This window comes from Streptomyces sp. NPDC059740 (genome assembly GCF_042733155.1).
Taxonomy (GTDB): Bacteria; Actinomycetota; Actinomycetes; order Streptomycetales; family Streptomycetaceae; genus Streptomyces.
Map to the genome: position 1 here is coordinate 12,605 of NZ_JBHWGP010000045.1, position 17,706 is coordinate 30,310.

A 17,706-nucleotide genomic window follows, 5' to 3' on the forward strand; every position below is an offset into this window, starting at 1 on the left:
TTCCGTATGCTTCCGTGGCCATTGGTTGCAGGCGAGATTGTATCGAATGATACTTTCACGGGTGATCTGAAATGGGCCGCGGAACGGATGGAGTCGGGGGCACGGACGTCTACGAGGCGGTCACGGGTCGACGGTCGGTGCGGCGGTTCACCGACCGGCCCGTCCCGAGGGAGGTGCTGGAGCGGGTGCTGTCCGCCGCGGCCTGGGCGCCGTCCGGTTCGAACCTCCAGCCGTGGCATGCGTACGTGGTGACCGGCTCACCGTTGGCCGAGATCAAGAAGCGTGCCGGCGAGCGCCTGGCCGCGGGTGACCCCTGGGACGAGGCGGAGTACGAGATGTACCCGTCCGTGCTGAGGTCCCCCTACCGTGAGCGCCGGTCCGCCTTCGGGGAGCAGCGCTACGGAGCACTCGGTGTTCCGCGTGAGGACGTCGAGGCGCGCCGGCGGGCCGCTGCCGCCAACTGGGACTGCTTCGGCGCTCCCGCCGCCCTGTTCTGCTACATCGACCGCGGCCTGGGGCGGCCCCAGTGGTCCGACCTCGGTATGTACCTGCAGACCGTCATGTTGCTGCTGCGGGCCGAAGGGTTGGGCAGCTGCCCGCAGATGGCATGGGCGAAATTCCACGGCACCGTCGCGGACGTCCTGTCACCCCCGGAGGAGCTCGTCCTCTTCTGCGGCATGTCGATCGGGTTCGAGGACGCCGGGGCGGTGGAGGGCCGTACGGGCCGGGCGCCGCTCGACGAGACGGTCACGTTCGTCGACGGCGACTGACCTCGGTCGTCCCCGGGGGCCGACGCGTCGTTCCTTGCCGTGCCCCAGCATGCTCGCGTATGTCATATTGCGCAGAAAAAGCGGAGGAAAGGGACGTCATGAAGATCGCAGTCATCGGCGGCACCGGCCTGATCGGGTCGCAGGTGGTCAAGAACCTGAACGTCGCCGGGCACGAGGCGGTACCCCACTCGAAGTCCAACGGAGTCGACGTCATCAGTGGCCAGGGGCTGGACGAGGCGGTGGCGGGAGCCGACGTCGTCGTCAACCTGACGAACTCGCCGACCTTTGACGAAGCCTCCCCGGCCTTCTTCCAGACCTCGATGGACAACCTCCTGGCAGCGGCCCGGAAAGGCGGCGCCGGCCACTTCGTCATCCTGTCGATCGTGGGCACCGACCAGGTCCCGGAGCTGGACTACTACCGGGCCAAGGAGCTCCAGGAGAAGATCCTCGCGGCCGGGCCGATCCCGTACTCGATCGTCCGGGCAACGCAGTTCATGGAGTTCATGGAGTCCGTCATGTCCTGGACGGCCGACGCCGACACCGTCCGCCTGCCCGCCACGCCGATCCAGCCGATCGCCTCCGAGGAGGTGGCCGCCGCGGTCGCGGACGTCGCCGCGGGAGCCCCGCTCAACGGCATCCGCAACATCGCCGGGCCCGAGGTCTTCCCCCTGGACGAACTGGGCAGGGTCACCCTCTCCCGCAAGGGCGACAACCGCACGGTCGTGACCGACCCCACCGCCGGCATGTTCGCCGTCGTCAAGGGCGATGTCCTCACCGACAAGGACGCCCACCTCGCCGCCACCCGCTACACCGACTGGCTCGCCTGACTCCCGCATCACTTGGGCGCAGCCCGCAAGGCGCCGCGCTCCGGCCGCCCCGTGGGAGGGGGCCGGGAACCCCGCGCGGCGGCCGGGCCGGGGCCGGTGCCGCCCGGGAGCACGATCGGGTCCGCCGGGCCCCGCGGGGGGCGAGTCGGGCGGGCCGCCCAGGGGTATGGCTTGGAAGGAAGGGTGACGGAGGGGCGGTGTGCCGGGCGGACGAGGGCGGCGCGGGAACCTCGCGAACCTGTCGTCCACGTACCTGACACCAGGGCGCCCTGCGATGCGTCGAAGAGAGGGGCACCGAACACCGTGAACAGGTCCTCCTTAGGTGGCTTGTACCGTGCGGGGCTCGCGCTTCTGAGCGCCGCCGCGGTGTCGGCCGCGCTGGTCACTGCGGCGAGCGCGGCCGTGCCCTCGGACGTCCCGCACGACGCGCCGGCCGGGGCGGTGGCGGAAGCCGCGCACGGCTGCGCCGTCGTCTACTTCGACCTGGGCGAGACCCTGGTGCACACGGCCGAGGACTCCAGCACCGGCTACCTGCCCGGTGCGGCCGCCTACCTGCGCAGGCTGAGGGAGCGGCGCATCGAGGTCGGGCTGCTCACCAACGTGCCGCCCTCCTGGGGCGAGACGGACGCCGAGCGGGCTGCCGTACTGGAGAAGGAGGTCGACGGGGCCTGGGTGGGACCCGCCCCGTTCGCCTGGAAGGACTTCGGCGACCGGATCCTCACCCCGCGCACCGAGGCGGAGCGCAAGCCGGCACCCGCCCTCTGGGAGCGCGCCAGGTCGCAGGCGGGCGGCTGCTGCCTCGTCTACGAGGGCGAGAGCGCCGAGGAGACCGATGCCGCCGCCGCGCTCGGCTATGTGGCCTACCAGGTCGGGCAGCCCGGCCGCCCCGCCTACCTCCCGGCTCGCCTGATCGCACTCCTGACGCACTGATCCTCACCCGCTGCCCCTGCCGCCGGGCACCTCCCACCGGGGGCGCGAGGGTGGCAGGAGTGTGCGAGCGCCACCGCGGCCCGCAGGCCCGCCCCCGGAAGGCATACGGGCCTGCGGGCCGTCTCACACGCCTGCCTTGGGACGGGCGTCGGCTGCCGGGTCCGTGCCGTCCGTCCCGGGCGCGCGCCCCGTGTCCGCCGACGCCTCCCGGACGGACCGATCGGCCGAGTGCCGGACGGCGTCCCGCTCCGCCGCCCCACCGGTGGAGATCCGCAACCTCCGGCGGCGCCGCACCAGTTGGAAGGCGCCGAGCAGCAGTGCGGTGGCCAGGGCGCAGTGCAGGAGCAGGGCGTCCAGGCGCCCGGCGGAGAGGTAGGCGCCCACGGCGAGGGCCGCGAGTGCGCACACCGCACGGTCCAGAATCGACTCGACCGACAGGAGCGTCGCCCGCGGGGCGTGGGCCGGTACGGCGTCGTTGACCAGCTTGCGCTGCACCGGATAGGCGAAGCCGGTGGCGGCGGCGAACAGGCAGAGCAGAGCCACGACCGTCCAGGGCCCGCCGAGAGTGATGCCCGCAAGGGCGCCGGCCAGGACGAGGCTGAGGACGGAGACCCAGGCCACCGGCGTCAGGCGGCTACCGAGCCACTGGGGTCGCGCCGACCCCACGGCCTCCGCCACCGTCATGGCGGCCAGCACCCCGCCGTGCGAGGACTCGCCGATGCCGTGGGCGAGCAGGATCGGCTGGAAGAGGTTGACCTGGCAGATCCGGGACAGGGTGAACACCGCAACGCCCTGCACCATCACCAGTGCCAGCCACGGCGAGGAGAGGACGCAGCGCAGCGCTGCCCTCGCGTCGTCCAGCGAGGTGCCCCGGCCGTCCCCCGCCGTCCCGGACGCCTTGCCGGCCGTGGCCGGCGCGCCCCTCCGGCGCCCCCTGGCGGAGGCGGCCGAGCGGGGCAGGGCCACCGCGCAGGCCAGTGAGCCCGCCGCGCTCACGGCGCTCAGGACGTACGGGGCAGGGTGGGCGAAGGCCATCAACGGCCCGACCAGCGGCCAGCACAGGACTTTCGCGGCGAGCCCCAGTGCCCGGGCCGTGCCCTCCGCCTTCAGGTAGTGCTCCTCGCAACGCTCGGCGCGCAGCCCGTCGTAGAGGTAGGCGCTGGCTGCTCCCGAGGTGAGGGAGCGGCCGGCCGCGACGGCGAGGAAGTGGACGAGGAAGCCGGTGTACGAGGCGCTGAACACCGGGGTGAGGTTCGCCGCCGTCATGACGACGGCACCGGCCCACAGGCAGTTGCGGGTACCGATGCGGTCGGCGATCAACCCGGTCGGGATCTCGAAGAGGCAGAAGGCCACGTAGTAGATGCTCTGGATACCGAAGATCTGGCTGTCGGAGAGGCCGGCCTCCCTCTGGTAGGCGTAGAACACCGGCATCCACCACAGCAGGTTGAACAGCAGCTGGAAACCGTAGTTGAGCCGGATGACGCGGCGGGCGGTGCCGGTCGGGGACGTGCCCGTGGACGGCCGGAGGCGGGGGTTCACAGCGCGTAGGGGCGGATCTGGACCAGGCGGAAGTCGCCCTGGTCGGTCAGCAGCCACTCGATGTCCAGGGGGTCGTCCACCTCGGGTGCGCTGAAGTGGGACTGCAGCAGCCGCCCGGTCAGGGACAGGTCCGCGAGCCGGGCGCGCACGGCGGCGGGCAGTCCCTCCGGCCAGGAACCGAGGGCGACGGTGCGCCCACCGCCCTCGACGGTGTTGTAGAGGTACTGCTGCGGCAGGACCCCTCCCTCGACGACCTGTTCGGGCGAGCCCGGCGAGCAGTTGAGGTAGACGTTGCGGAAGTCCTCGCGCCGCGTGGGGTTGCAGGTCACCAGGACGCCGCCGAGCGCAGCGGGGACGTACAGCTGGATGATCACGCCCATGTACGTGTCGTCCAGGGAGATGCCGACCTGGTGGCGCAGCCGCACGCTGCGCGGTGAGAGCAGGGAGGCCCACACCTGCCGCACTGCGGCGAGGAGTTCGCCGGCCCCGCGGACGGTGGTGACGGAGTCGTAGACCCCGGCCGCGGAGAAGCCCGGAAGGTCCTCGGCGTTGGAGGAGGAGCGCACCACGAGGCGGTCGCCCGCCGCGAGCGGGGCGGGGCAGGCGCGGGTGATCTGTCCGGCGACGGACTCGGGCACCGGGGTGTGCCGGATCAGGTGCTGGATCTCCAGGCAGAGCGAGTCGAGCACGTCGGTGGCGTCAAGTTCGAGCGCCATCTTCAGCTTGCCGATGCCCTGTTGCAGGGCGGGTGAGGAGGTGAGGAAGCGGTGCAGGAGGGAGAAGGGCAACGCGACACCCTCGGGGGCCCGGACCGTGCGGGCCACGAAGGAGGCGGCGGCGGCGCGGAGTTTCGCGGGGGAGGGGGCGTGGAGGCCGAGCCGGGCCGCGAGGTGCCCGTACAGGTTCTCCCGCGGTGGGCGGGGGCGGCCGTGGAAGGCGGTGAGGTCGGCGGTGCGGCTGTCGAGCACGTGGTGCAGCTCTCCGAGGTTGGCCGCCTTGGTGCCGTAGCGGTCCCGGTCGGCGCTGCGCAGCCGGTACAGGGAGAGTACGGGCGCGTCCTCCAGGAGGGGCGGCTCCAACCGGATGCGTTGCTGGTGCCAGGACGGAGCCCGCAACTCGGGGACCTGCTCCAGCAGCTCCAGGCTGATCTCGTCCTCACGGACCCGGTAGCGGACCCATGAGCCGTCCAGGCTGTCCTTCTCCACGAGCTGTTCCAGGTCGCGGATGATGGCGTTGGGTATGCCCCATCCGGAGGCGAGGACGTTGGTGTGGGACAGCGGGGTGATGGGCGCGGTGTTGACGAAGCCGGCCACCCTCGGCACGTCGTCCGGCAGGCAGGGCATGGCGACGATGTCCGTCCAGCCGAGCCCGCCGGCCGCGGCCTCGTACTCCGCCACGGTGCGGAAGTAGCGCAACCGGCCCGTTGCCTCACCGGGGTTGAGCGGTGTGCGGGTCCTGGTGCCGAAGAGTTCGTGACTGAGGACGCGCGGCACCCGCTGCTCGCTGATCGCGGCCAGCTCCTCCTCCTGGCCGTGGTTGGCGGGCTTGAGGAGGAGCGGCAGCCTGCCGTCGACGCGCTCCCGGACGAAGGCGTAGAAGAACTCGAGCAACTCCCCGTGCATGGTGTCGGCCTCGGTCGTCTCCAGCACGAGGAAGGTGCGCTCGCGGCCCTCCGCTTCCTGCTCGGTGTGCAGGGACAGCACGCCGAGCAGGAAGCGGCGTTCGGGGTCGGTGTAGACCGAGGCGTTGAACTCGTCCAGCCGGGAGTCGAGTTCGTCGAGGCCCATTCCGAGGATCCGGGTGGCCGTGTAGTTGACGTGAAAGGGGTGTGCAGCCGTGTCGAGCAGGTGCCAGGTCGCTTCGGCACGGTCGACGACGACCTTGAGGTAGGGATGCCCGGCCAGGACTCCGGACAGGGTGCGGAACAGCGGCAGCGAGAGGTTCTCGCCGACGACCGTGCGGTCGGTCGCGGCCTTGGCGACAGCGGCGGGAAGCACGGTGGTGCTCATGCGGGGGCTCCCTCGGACTGGGCGACCGCCCGGACCCGCGGGCGGGTGACGGGCTCGGACTGCGGTGGTGCGGGCACCGGCTGCGGCGCCGCGGACACGGCGGGCCGCAGCACGACGGGGAGCGCGTCCACCAGGGTCGTCAAGTCCCGGAGAACGGTGCGCGCGTCGGCGGCGGAGAGCAGGCACAGGGCCGCCATCGTGTTGGCTCCGCCGGCGGGGTCGTAGACCGGCACGGTGCAGCCGTCGGGCAGTGAACTCTCCGGTACCACCGAGAGAGTGCTGCCCTCGCTCAGCACGACCGCCTCCTGGACCAGCGGGAAGTCCCACACCCTGCGGTCCGGCCAGGCCTCGTTGCGGCCGTCCACCGCGAGGACGACGAGGGAACCCGCCGCGCCTCGTGCCTGCTCGGGGCCGAGGACCCGTTCCGGCCAGGTGACCGGGCGGCCCAGGAGGTGGTCCACGAGCATGCCGACCAGGTCGAGTCCGAAAACCTCCTCGATCTGCGGGACGGTCATGGCCCCGCCGAAGCGTGCGGCTGTCTCGATCAGCCACATGCGTCCGCCGGCGCCGAGTTTGATCTCGGTGTGCGTGCCGCAGTCGCGCAGGCCGAGGGCGTCGACGGCCTCCCGGGCGAGGGCCACGACACGGTCCTGGAGGTCCGCGGGAAGCGGCGCGGGGGTGATGCCCGCCCGCTCGGTGAACGGCTCCACCGTCGGCATCCGGCCACTGACGCAGACGGGGTGGAAGACGCCGTCCGCCACCACGCCCTCGACGCTGACGTAGTCGCCCCAGCCGGGCTCGTCGAACCAGTGCGCGGCGTCATCGGTCACGATCTCCTCGACCACGAAGTGGCCGTCGGCCTCGGGGACATGGAGTTCGGCGAAGCCCAGCTGCGCCGACTCGGCCATCACCTCGCGCGAGCGCCGCCAGGCGGCGACGGCCTCCTGCGGGGAGCCGATGACCTGGTGGGCGGTGGAGCCCGCACTCCAGGCCGCCTTCAGCAGCATGGGGACGGGCAGGGCGGCGGCGGCCGCGTGCAGGTCCGACTCCGTGGTGACGGGGCGGAACTCGGGCTGCGGCAGGCCGCGCCGGTACCAGGTGTGCCGCATCATCCGCTTGTCGCGGGCGAGCGCGGCGGCGTCTCCCGCTCCGGCGAGCCCGAGCACCTCACAGGCCTCGGCGACGGCCACGACCGCGTACTCGGAGAAGGTCAGGACCGCGTCCGCACCGACGGCTCCGGCCCGCGCGACGATCAGCGGGACGAGGTCCGCCTTCTCCGCGTCGGTGGGCGTCACGACGGAGGCGCACAGACTTCCCGCAGGCTCGGCGACCGTTGCCGGAAGCGCGCTGAGGGCCAGCAGGTGCACCTCCGCCCGCGCGGCCGCCCGGGACAGGACATGGCCGAGCGGGGGACCGCCCTTGGCGTACACCAACAGCACTGTGCTCACTGAAGTCCGTCTCCCATCACATTGCCCCGTTCCAGGAGCCGAGCGGTGGCTCGGCCCCGCTTCCTGATCGCCTGCCGGTCCCGCCCTCGGACGTGGTCGAGGTACAGCGGGACGCAACCCGCGTAGAACACAGCGGGTGACCGGTGGCGCACTCAAGGGAATCAGACGGCGGAGCCCCGAAGCGCCTTCGGAGGCGGGCGCCGGTCAGGCAAACGCCAAAGTCCCACCGCGAGTGGGGTGGAGGTTCGGTGGGGACGCATGCCCAGGCGCTCCGAGGGTGGACGCGTGCGTCACAGTCGGCCGAGAACCGGGCTTGGGCGGGTTCCGCACGGGATAGGCATCGCCGTGTCACTCCCCGCCGACCGGCGGGAACATGGACGGAAAGGCCGTCGTGAAGGATTCCGGTCTCAGTGCACTGCTGGAGCAGCTCCCCGTGTCCTGGTGGGAGGCGGACGAGCAGGGGCGTCTCGTGGAGGGAGGCGGCGGCGCCTTCACCGACCTCCCCACCGTGCAGCGCTTCCTGGACCGCACGCGCCGCGAGGTGTCCGCTGCGGGACGCCCGTCCGAAGACGGACACTGCCTCGTCCGGTTCGACGGCCGGTCGTTCCACGTGAGATGGCCCCCGGACGAGAGCCGGGGCCCTGCCTGCGGACTCGCAGTGGAGACCGCTGCGCAGCCCGCGACTGGCCGCCGGTACGCCGCCTTCGCGGAATTCGCCGACTTCGCCCCGGCCGCGGCCTTCATCCGCGACCGGACCGGGTGCTACCTGTGGGCCAACCACTCCTACGCGCACCTCTACGGCACCACCCCGGAGCGGGTCGTCGGCAGCCGTATCGAGGACCTCGACCCGCCCTCCGACGCCGCGCAGTTCCGGGCCCTGGACCAGGAGATCCTCCGCCGGGGCAAGCCGGTACGCCACCACCTGAGCTACCACCGCTCGGACGGCAGCACCGGGCAGGCGGCCGGCCACCGCTTCCCCGTCCAGGAGAACGGCCAGACCTGTGTGGCAGGCATCTACGTCGACATCACCGAACACGCCCGCGCGATGGACCAGCGCCGGGAGGCCGAGGAGAACCTGCGGGCGCTGCGCGACCACAGCGGTCTGCCCTGCGCGCTCCTCTCGGTCAACGGCCGTATCGAACAGGCGGGTACGGCAGCGGCCGAACTCTTCCGGACGACTCTGTCCGACCTCGTCGGCCGCCGCGCGCACACCCTGCTCGCCGCCACGCCCGACCTCCGCCCGCTGCGCACGGCCTGGGAGGCATTGATCACCCGCCGCATCAGACGGGTGGAGACCCCCGCCGTGCTCCTGGACGCCGAAGGGCGCCAGCGCCGCGCACAGCTCCACCTGACCACGGTGCGCGGGCCCGTCGGCCGGGTCGCGCACGTCTGGGCCGTCGTCACCCACCAGGGCATCGCCCACGAGGCCCACCCCCCGCTGACCGCCGCCCAGATCCGCATACTGTGCCTCCTCGCCGGGGGGAGCACCAACGGCGAGATCGCCACCTCGCTGAAGCTGTCCCGGCAGGCGGTCGACTACCACCTCAGCCGGCTCCGGGCGCTCCTGGGCGCCGCGACCCGGCCCGCCCTGGTCGCCCGTGCCTACGTGCTCGGCATCCTCGCCCCGCGCGCCTGGCCCCCGAACCCGGCCACGGCCCTCCGCCCGCCGAGCCCCTCCTGAGCCGGGCGCCGCAGCTATGGGCGGATCACGCCGGCCACCCGGCTGGTCAGGGTGGAGATGGAGATCCTGGAGGCAGGCAGCGACGCACGGGGCGGGTACGCCGTGGCCGAGGCGACCCTGTGGGGCGACGACACCTGCATCTACCGTGTAAGCGGTCCGGGTGGTCCGGGTGTGCGGGTGGTGCCCGGAGAGGGGCCCGCGACGCCCGGGGGAGCCGACGCGCGGGGAAGAGGCGGTCGGCTCCCGGCGAGGCGCCGGCCCGGCGCGTGACGGCCGGGAGGTCAGCCGGGGGAGGAGGACCTGACGGGAGCGGGGTGGACCCCCGTCCCACCCCGCTCCCCGGACGGGGAAGATGTCCAATATATTGGAGGGTTGCCGCACGCCGGGTCAACCCCCGGTACCACCCGTCCCATCCGGCACACGTTCGAGGTGTGCCATCCTGACCGTGACAACGCGAGGTCGAAGCGGCACGGGGAGCGTGGTCATGGCGGCCGGCAGTGACGAGAGGCGAGGGCAGGGCCCTCTGGCGGAGAGACTCAACAGACTCTTCGCGCAGGTGTGTTGGACGGACGCCAAGGGCCGGGAGCGCGAGTACTCGACCGCCGAGGTGGCGAAGGCGGTGACCGCCGACCCGACGCATCCGGCGACCCTGTCCCGCAGTTACCTGGCAATGCTGCGCAACGGCTCGCACACCAACCCCTCCCTGGCCGTCCTCGAAGGACTGGCCAAGTTCTTCGACGACCGGCGTCCCCCCAGGACGTCACCGATCAGCGTGCAGCAGCTGGTCGCCGCTCAGAAGCCGGCGGCCGGCGAGGACGAACTGCTGCGGCAGTGGCTGGCGGACCACCAGGTACGGGCCATCGCGATGCGGGCCGGTGAGATGACGCCCGCCATGCGGGGCCACTTGCTCAGAATGATCGAGTCCTTCGACCAGGAGGAGGACGGCGTTCCCGTGCCGCGCGACGGCGCAGCGGAGCCGTCGGCCCCGTCCCGGGCGGAAGGCGGGAGGGACCAACGTGGCCGTTCGTGAACGAGAGCTGCGTCGCCGCTGCCGGCGTCTGCTGCGGGAGCTGGACATCGAGCCCCCGTTGCGCGTCGAGGAGTTGTGCCGGCGGATCGGGGATCACCGGGGCCGGCCGATCCGCCTGGTCCCGTGGGCGCTGCCCATACCCGGACCGTTCGGCCTGTGGATGTCCCGGCCGCACGAGGAGGTCGTCTTCTACCAGGAGGAGACGACGCGGGTGCACCAGGACCACATCATCCTGCACGAGATCGGGCACATCCTCGCCGACCACCAGGACGACAACACGGACGCCGGCGCCCTCCCCGACCTCGGGCCCGACTTCTCCGGCGACGGGTCCTCCCGGGGCTTCCGCCGTACCTGCTACGCCGAGGACTACGAACGGGAGGCGGAGCTGGTGGCGACCATCATCCAGGAGTGGGCGGTGGTGATCGACTACGTCACCCCGCGGGGCGCCGAGGACCCGGAACTGCGCCCGCTGCGGTCTGCGCTCAACCCGCGGTGGGGGTGGCTGTGACCTTCCAGCTCATCGCCATTCTGCTCATGACCGTCGGCGCGCTCTGGAAGGGCTTCGACCTGCTGCGGGCCCCCTACGACCGGGCGTTGCGAGCCCTCTTCGCCTGCCTCGCCCTGCTCGCCGTCGGGGAGAGCCTGAGCCTGCCGGCCGCCACCGCGGCGATCGACGGCGCCACGACGACGGGCGTCGGGAAGATCGTGTTCAACGCGATCTACATGGCGGGCCTGCTGGCCCTGATCTTCTTCTTCACCTCCGCCGTACGGGGCGCCGGCCGCTCCAGCCGGCTTCGGCGCGTCAACGTGGCCCTGCTCGCCGCCGTTCAACTCGTGTCCGTCGCGGTGATGGTGGCGACCCCCGCCGCCCTGCGCGGCCACACCCTCACCACGCCCGACATGGGGCGTGTGACCATCGCCGCGTTCTACCTCGTCGGCAACGCCTACTTCGTCTACGCCTACCTGGTCTCCGCGGCGTGGGCGTTGCGTTACGCACGCCGGACCTTCCGCCACCTCCGGCTCGGCCTGTGGGCCATGGGCCTGGGACTCCTCGGGCTCACCCTCACCTCCCTGGGCCGCATCACCTGGGTGTTCCTGCGCATCGACGACCCGACGGGGCACGCGGGCTTCAACACGGCCAACTGGAACCTGACCAACTGGTCGCAGTACCTCGTCCTCCTCGGCGTGTGCTGCTCGGGCGGTGCCCAACTGGTGGCCCGGTCACGGTCCTACCTCCACCACCGGCGGTTGTGCCGCCAACTCGACCCGCTCTGGACCGCTCTCACCGCCGCCTACCCGGAGCTGGTGCTGGACCGGACACCGGACACCTCCGTGTGGCGGCGGCTGCTGCAGCGCCGCAACCAGGAACAGCGGTTCTACCGCCGGGTCATCGAGTGCCGGGACGGCCTGGTGCGGATCAGCCCGTACCTGGCCCGGGTCGCGCCGGACGAGGACCTCGAACGCGGCAGTGCCGACCGGCTCGCCCAGCACCTCCCCAAGGCCGTCGCGATGAAGGCGGCGGACCAGGAGGCCGACCCGGCCTACACCGCCGTCCGGATCTCCTCGCCGGTGGGCAACGACCTGGCCGCCGACGCCCGGGAACTCATCACCCTCTCCAACGCCTTGCGGGAAAGGACAGCGTGACCGCCTCCGCCCCCGCCACTGCGAGCAGTGGCAACGCGACCCTGATAGTCGCCGACCGTGTGCTCACCGGCCCCGACGGGCAAGTGACCCGGAACGGTGCCGTCCTCGTGGAGTCCGGCCGGATCACCGCGGTCGGGCCGGTCCGCGAGGTCGAGGCCGCAGCCGGTAGCGCAGTGCGCCGTCTGGACCACCCCGGTGCCACGGTCCTGCCCGGCCTGATCGACTGCCACGTCCACCTCTCCTTCGACTCGGGCCCCGACCCGATCCGCAACGTGGCCGAGGCCGATCCGCACGAGCTGGCCACCGCGATGGCCGAGCGTGCCGGTCACCTCCTCGCCTCGGGCGTGACGACGGTGCGGGACCTGGGCGACCGGGACGCCCTCACCGTCCGGCTGCGGGACGCCGTCGCCGCGGGCTCCGTGACCGGCCCCCGCATCGTCGCCGCGACCACACCACTCACCTCGCCCGGCGGTCACTGCGGCTTCCTCGGCGGCGAGGTGGCCACCGAGGAAGCCATCCGGGACCGCATCGCGCGCAACGCGGCGGCCGGGGCCGACCTGATCAAGGTGATGGCCTCGGGAGGAGCCCTCACTCCGGGCGGCCCGCGGATGTGGGAGGCGCAGTTCACCGAGGACCAACTCCGGTTGATCGTCCAGGAGGCCGCACGCCACAGGCTGGCGGTTGCCGCGCACGCCCACGGCACCGACACCATCGGGCACTGCGTCGCGGCCGGGGTGCGCACCGTCGAGCACTGCTCCTGGCGCACCGCCGAGGGCATGGTGCCAGACGAGGAGACCATCCGCCGGATGGCTGAGGACGGCACCTACGTCTGCCGCTGCGTCTCGGGTGACTGGCGGCTGTTCCTGGAGCAACTGGGTGCCGAGCGGGCCGAGTCGATGTGCCGCATCATCCGGGGGATGCGCGACGCCGGGGTCCGCTTCATCGCCGGTACCGACGCCGGGGTCCCGGGCGCGCACTTCGGGGACTACGCGGGCATGCTGGAGTTCTTCGTCTCCCTGGGGTTCAGCACCGCGGAGGTGCTGGACATGGCCACGGTGCACGCGGCGGACGCCCTCGGCCTCACGGACACCGGGACGCTGGCACCCGGCAGGAGGGCCGACATCCTGGTCGTCGACGGCGACCCGCTCACCGATCTGGCCGCCCTGCGCGAGGTGCGGCGCGTCATCACCCCGCAGACGGCCTTCTAGGCCCTCCTCTCCCGTATCCGGCACTGCCTCGCGGTACCAGGTCGCGCGCTGCGAGTACGTCCCGTGAGCGGGCTGCCCGGCGACGCGGTGCGAGCGGCCACCGAGGTCGCGCGGCTGAGCTCGGGGCGGTCACGGGAAGGCGAGGTCAGGTCCTGGGCGCGGCGGGCTCGGACAGCCGGGTCCCGGGTCCGGGGTGGTGCGGGGCGGCACCGCCCCGGACCCGGCGCGGTCGGCAGGGGACGACCGCTGTCCTCGGGGCTGCGGGTGGGCGGCCGGCCGGTCCGGAGCCGCCCACCCTCTCAGGCCGTGAGCAGGGTGGCCGGCTCCCTGGCCTCGCGGGCGCAGGCGGCCACCCGGGCGAGCGTGGGTTCGCGGACGATCCGGCCGAGCATGGCGTCGAACCGGTCCCGGCCCTCCTCGCCCACGATCCGGTTCGCCACGGAGGCGAGCATGGTCAGGAACTCCAGGGAGTTGCCACCGAGGTCGTGGAAGCCCGCGTCACGGGTGATCAGTTCGTGGGGACTGCCCAGGACCTCTGCCCAGACAAGGGCGACCGCGCTCTCCAGGAGGCCGCGCTCCCCGGGGCCGGCGGTCGCGCCCGCCACCGGCAGCGGCTGCGCGAACGGGTCGGGCAGCCCCCGCAGGTCGGCCTTGCCGTTCAGCGTGTGCGGTATGTGGTCGACGAAGACCGTGGCAGCGGGGAGCATGTAGGTCGGCAAGGTGGCCGAGAGGTGTGCGGTGATCTCCTCGGTGGTCACCTCCGCGGCGCTCACCACGTAGGCGGCCAGAGCCTTGTGGTCGCCGGCCGTGCGCGCGGCGACCAGGGCGTCGGCGACGGCCGGGTGCGACTTGAGTGCCTGGGCGACCTCACCGGGCTCGACGCGGTGGCCGAGGATCTTCACCTGGTCGTCCATACGGACCTCGAACTCCAGTTCACCACTGGGGAGGAGGCGGGCCACGTCGCCCGTGCGGTAGACGCGGGTTCCGTCGGCGAGCCGGACGAAGCGCTGCGCGGTGAGGTCGGGCCGCCCCCGGTAGCCGCGGGCCAGCTGGGCCCCGCCGATGCACAGTTCCCCGGACTCGCCTTCGGCGACGAACCGGCCGTGCGCGCTGAGCAGGTGGACCGTGCAGTTGTCCGTGGGCACCCCGATGGGCACCACGGTGCCGGTGTCGGTCTCGGCGTCGAACCAGTGCTCGGTCATCATCACGGTGGCCTCGGTGGGGCCGTAGGTGTTGACGATGGCGCAGTCCGGTCCGAACACCTCGCGCGCCTCGCGGGCGGTGGCCGTGTGCAGTTGCTCCCCGATCACCACCACGCTGCGGAAGCCCGCCGGACGGAGCCCGAGCCGGTTGACCAGCGCCAGGTGCGAGGGGGTGAGGGTGAGGGAGTCGGCGCCGGAGTCGAGCAGCACCTCCCGCAGCATCGCCGGGCTGATGTCCGCCGGCCGGAGCAGGACCGTGCCGCCGGAGAGCAGCGGCAGGTAGATGCTGTTGGCCGCGACGTCGAAACCCAGGGAGGCCAGCAGCGGCATGCGGGTCGCGGTGTCCAGGCCGAAGTCGCGCACGGCCCAGTCCACGAAGTTGCGCAGGCTGCCGTGTTCGACCTCGACGCCCTTGGGGCGCCCCGTCGAGCCGGAGGTGTAGATCACGTAGGCGAGCCGGTCGTCGGGGATCTCCGGGTCCACCACGACCGCGTCCCGCACCTCCCGGAAACTTTCGACGGTCAGGGGGGTGCAACCGTCGGGGAAGCAGTCCCGCTCCTGGTACGGACGCTGCGTCAGGCAGACCGGCGCACCCGCGTCGGCCAGCATGTCGGCGATACGTGCGTCGGGGTTGCGCGCGTCGAGCGGCAGGTAGGCCCCGCCCGCCCGGAGCACCCCCCACACCCCGACCAGCGCGGCCACGGAGCGGTCGCCGAGGACGCCGACCACCGTCTCCGGACCGACCCCGCGTCTTCGGAGTTCGGCGGCCACCGCGGCGGTGCGGCGTTCCAGCTCGCGGTAGGTCAGGTGCTCGTCAGGCCCCTCCAGGGCGGGTGCGTCGGGGCGTTCCTCGACGCGGCGCAGGAAGCGGCTGACGACGTCGGTGCGGTCCACGGGGGCCACGGCGGTGTCGTTGCCCGCCCAGTTCCGGTGCGCGGCCGGCGAGAGCTCCTCCTCGACACGGTCCAGCAGGGCCTCGACGCGCTCCGCGGTCACCGCGCCGTCCCACCAGGACAGGGTGATCTCGGTGTGCCGCCCGACCTCCAGCAGGTTCAGCTCGGGGGCACTGGTCGGCACGGGACGGGCCAGCACGAACGCGGTCCGGGCGCTGAAACCGGGTGCCTCCAGCAGCTCCAGGTCCACCCGGCCCACGTGCGAGAGACCCGCGTCCGTGGGGAAGGACTCCTTGCCGCGGGCCGTCCGGTCGATGGTGGTGATGCCCTCGCCGAGCGTCGGCAGCGGGTTCTCCATCAGCTCGGCCGGGGGCACGTTCCGCAGGTGCTCGCAGTCCTTCACCCCACGCAACAGCCGCTCGTGGACGGCCTGCCAGGTGTCACCCCGGGCCACCTCCACGTTGAGCCCCAGGGCGAGGCTGGCGGTGCTGCGCACCCCCGGGACGGAGTGGCGCAGGTCGATGGGGACGTAGAACACCGCCGGCCGGTCGGCTTCGACGAGCTCCGCGAGCATCACCGCGAGCCGCGCCACGAGGCCGGGGTCGGTGCCCTGCACGGTGCGTCGTGCGCAGACCGACCGCGAGGGGTCGGTCGGTTCGCAGGGACCGAGGATGGAGGGCTTGTCGTGCAGCGGCAGGAGCAGCTTCTGCGAGTCCAGCGCCTGCTCGTAGACGTCCTTGTCGCTGACCGGGTCCGGTGCGCCGACCGGTGCCTCCCCGCGCAGCACCCGGAAGACGTCACTGGCCCACATGAGCACGCCCCGGGCGTCCATCACCGCGTGGTGGGCGCGGAAGGCCACCGCCGTGGTGGCGCCCCGCACCAGGAGGACCTGGCAGAACGGGACGTCCGGCCCGGACAGCGGTGCCTGCAGCTCCGGGAGGTTCGCCAGGTCGACCGGGCGCGAACCGGTGTCGAGCACCACCACCGGCGGCGGGGCGCCGCCGTCGACCCAGGTCTGCTCGGTGTGGACGAGGCGGGCACCCGGACAGGCCGCGGAGGCGACGGCGACGGCCTCCGCCAGACGCTCGTACCCGATCGTCCCGTCGCCCTCCACCACGATGCCGATGGTGGGGCTGAGTGCGTCGGGGTGGGCGAGGAACCACCACTCGGTCGGGGATATCGGCCGTTGGAAGACACCGTGACCGGTGTCGCAGGGAGGCTGGGTCATGGGCTCCTCGCTCTCTCCGACTCGCCTGCGGCGATCAGTCGAACAGGTCCGGTTCTCTTCGAGCGATGTACTCGAACAGTGGCTGGAACTGTATCCACCCGCCCTGGTCCATGCCGGACTGTTCATACGTCAACTTGGCGTACTCCGGCGGGATGGGCAGCGCCGTACCGGCGGCTTTGGCCAACAGCTGTGCCTGGGCGGAGCGTTCCATGGCGACGAACCAGTACGCCGCCGAGTCCACCGAGTTGCCCACCGTCAGCAGGCCGTGGTTGCGCAGGATCATCGCCTTGTGCGAACCGAGCGTCTGCGCCAGGCGCCGCCCCTCGGCCAGGTCGTTGACGAGTCCGGTGTACTCCTCGAAGACGGAGTGGTCGTCGTGGAAGACGCAGGCGTCCTGGGTGAGGGGCTCGATCCGCTGGTCGGTGGCGGACAGCGCCTTGCCGTGCATGGAGTGCGCGTGGGCGACGCCGACGACCTCGGGACGCGCCCGGTGGATGCACGAGTGGATGACGAACGCGGCCTTGTTCACCAGGTACTCGCCCTTGACGACGTTCCCCTCCTCGTCCACCAGCAGCAGGTCGCTGACGCGCACGTGGGAGAAGGGGACGGCGAACGGGTTGACCCAGAAGTGGTCCGGGTACTCCGGGTCGCGCGCGCTGATGTGGCCGGCGACGCCCTCGTCGAAGCCGAAGTGGCCGAACAGTCGCAGCGCCGCCGCGAGGCGCTCCTTGCGGTAGCGGCGCTCCTCGGCCGGGTCCTGGTAGCCCTCGGGGGAGACCGGCCGGTAGCGGGAGAGCAGTTCCTTCTCCGGGATCGGCCTCAGGTTCTCGATCGACAGTTCTTCTCTGGCGGTCACGACGCGGCCTTGCTCTCCGCCTTCTCCGCCGCGGTGCCCTCGGGCCCGGTGGCCTCGGCGGTCACCGCCTCGTCCGTCTCGGTGACGGGGCCCGCGGGCTGGGCGGGCACGCTGAGGCCGGGGATCTCCAGCTCGGGCAGCTGCTTGACCGCCTGCATGCCGGCTTCGATGGCCTCGGCGAGGGTGGGGGAGACCGTGTCGTCGAAATCTATTCGGGTGACCGCGACGGACGCATCGGTCGGCAGCGTGTCACTGTCGAAAGCAGCGTTCCCGCAGGCGATTTCCTTCAGCTTCACCGTTTCCTGCTCGGTTACTTCTCGATTGAGAACCAGCGAGAACTTGTAACCCACTGTCCGTCACTCCTCGTCCAGCGCTCGGAATGTACTTCAGGTAAATCGGGCATCAAGGCATTCTGATCGGCCTTTGACGTGCCCGGCCGAG

General features: G+C 72.1%; 15 protein-coding genes. 9 read left to right on the forward strand and 6 right to left on the reverse strand.

Annotated features, from left to right (window positions below):
• Positions 1-71: 71 nt before the first annotated feature.
• The 3 genes from ACFV3R_RS30825 to ACFV3R_RS30835 all read left to right on the forward strand — a co-directional run bounded on the left by ACFV3R_RS30825 (position 72) and on the right by ACFV3R_RS30835 (position 2,527).
• On the forward strand, positions 72-770 hold the full coding sequence (locus tag ACFV3R_RS30825) for a nitroreductase (RefSeq protein WP_385590008.1): 699 nt from the start codon (positions 72-74) through the stop codon (positions 768-770).
• 98 nt (positions 771-868) lie between these two features.
• Positions 869-1,597 carry an SDR family oxidoreductase gene (locus ACFV3R_RS30830; protein WP_385590010.1) on the forward strand — a complete coding sequence of 243 codons (729 nt, stop codon included), beginning with the start codon at positions 869-871 and terminating at the stop codon, positions 1,595-1,597.
• A gap of 327 nt (positions 1,598-1,924) precedes the next feature.
• Complete coding sequence (locus ACFV3R_RS30835) at positions 1,925-2,527, forward strand: hypothetical protein (protein ID WP_385590012.1); 603 nt, start codon at positions 1,925-1,927, stop codon at positions 2,525-2,527.
• A 123-nt stretch (positions 2,528-2,650) separates the two neighbouring features.
• On the opposite strand, the gene ACFV3R_RS30840 is transcribed toward ACFV3R_RS30835, so the two are convergent.
• From ACFV3R_RS30840 to ACFV3R_RS30850, 3 genes are read right to left on the reverse strand one after another with little or no spacing between them, the layout of a single operon-like run.
• Entirely contained in the window at positions 2,651-4,066 is a 1,416-nt protein-coding gene (locus tag ACFV3R_RS30840) for an MFS transporter (protein ID WP_385590014.1), read from the reverse strand.
• The gene (locus tag ACFV3R_RS30845; protein WP_385590016.1) at positions 4,063-6,075 is read right to left on the reverse strand and encodes a PEP/pyruvate-binding domain-containing protein; all 2,013 of its coding nucleotides are present in this window, start codon (positions 6,073-6,075) and stop codon (positions 4,063-4,065) included. Before ACFV3R_RS30845 ends, ACFV3R_RS30840 begins: the two co-directional genes overlap by 4 nt.
• Positions 6,072-7,523 (reverse strand): acetyl-CoA carboxylase biotin carboxylase subunit family protein, encoded by a 1,452-nt coding sequence (locus ACFV3R_RS30850; RefSeq protein WP_385590018.1) that lies wholly within the window; start codon positions 7,521-7,523, stop codon positions 6,072-6,074. The genes ACFV3R_RS30845 and ACFV3R_RS30850 overlap by 4 nt, the downstream gene beginning before the upstream one ends.
• 391 nt (positions 7,524-7,914) lie before the next feature.
• Here ACFV3R_RS30850 and ACFV3R_RS30855 point away from each other — a divergent pair, with 391 nt between their 5' ends.
• The 6 genes from ACFV3R_RS30855 to ACFV3R_RS30880 all read left to right on the forward strand — a co-directional run bounded on the left by ACFV3R_RS30855 (position 7,915) and on the right by ACFV3R_RS30880 (position 13,086).
• Positions 7,915-9,204 carry a PAS domain-containing protein gene (locus tag ACFV3R_RS30855; RefSeq protein ID WP_385590020.1) on the forward strand — a complete coding sequence of 430 codons (1,290 nt, stop codon included), beginning with the start codon at positions 7,915-7,917 and terminating at the stop codon, positions 9,202-9,204.
• A gap of 24 nt (positions 9,205-9,228) precedes the next feature.
• On the forward strand, positions 9,229-9,474 hold the full coding sequence (locus tag ACFV3R_RS30860; RefSeq protein ID WP_385590045.1) for a hypothetical protein: 246 nt from the start codon (positions 9,229-9,231) through the stop codon (positions 9,472-9,474).
• A gap of 214 nt (positions 9,475-9,688) precedes the next feature.
• Positions 9,689-10,234: a hypothetical protein gene (locus ACFV3R_RS30865; protein WP_385590022.1), complete on the forward strand. Its 546-nt coding sequence runs from the start codon at positions 9,689-9,691 to the stop codon at positions 10,232-10,234.
• A complete protein-coding gene (locus ACFV3R_RS30870) occupies positions 10,221-10,742 on the forward strand; it encodes a hypothetical protein (RefSeq protein WP_385590024.1) in 522 nt (173 codons plus the stop codon). Before ACFV3R_RS30865 ends, ACFV3R_RS30870 begins: the two co-directional genes overlap by 14 nt.
• On the forward strand, positions 10,739-11,878 hold the full coding sequence (locus tag ACFV3R_RS30875; protein WP_385590026.1) for an MAB_1171c family putative transporter: 1,140 nt from the start codon (positions 10,739-10,741) through the stop codon (positions 11,876-11,878). The genes ACFV3R_RS30870 and ACFV3R_RS30875 overlap by 4 nt, the downstream gene beginning before the upstream one ends.
• Positions 11,875-13,086, forward strand: coding sequence for an amidohydrolase family protein (locus tag ACFV3R_RS30880; RefSeq protein WP_385590028.1), 1,212 nt, complete (start codon positions 11,875-11,877; stop codon positions 13,084-13,086). The genes ACFV3R_RS30875 and ACFV3R_RS30880 overlap by 4 nt, the downstream gene beginning before the upstream one ends.
• A 299-nt stretch (positions 13,087-13,385) precedes the next feature.
• Here ACFV3R_RS30880 and ACFV3R_RS30885 read toward each other — a convergent pair whose 3' ends face one another.
• Genes ACFV3R_RS30885 through ACFV3R_RS30895 form a run of 3 tightly spaced genes read right to left on the reverse strand, consistent with a single transcriptional unit; the run spans position 13,386 to position 17,615 of the window.
• A complete protein-coding gene (locus ACFV3R_RS30885; RefSeq protein WP_385590030.1) occupies positions 13,386-16,409 on the reverse strand; it encodes a non-ribosomal peptide synthetase in 3,024 nt (1,007 codons plus the stop codon).
• A 34-nt stretch (positions 16,410-16,443) separates the two neighbouring features.
• Positions 16,444-17,265 (reverse strand): class II aldolase/adducin family protein, encoded by an 822-nt coding sequence (locus ACFV3R_RS30890; protein ID WP_385590032.1) that lies wholly within the window; start codon positions 17,263-17,265, stop codon positions 16,444-16,446.
• Positions 17,262-17,615, reverse strand: a complete 354-nt coding sequence (locus ACFV3R_RS30895; RefSeq protein ID WP_385590034.1) for a hypothetical protein — start codon at positions 17,613-17,615, stop codon at positions 17,262-17,264. The genes ACFV3R_RS30890 and ACFV3R_RS30895 overlap by 4 nt, the downstream gene beginning before the upstream one ends.
• Between the last annotated feature and the right edge of the window lie 91 nt (positions 17,616-17,706).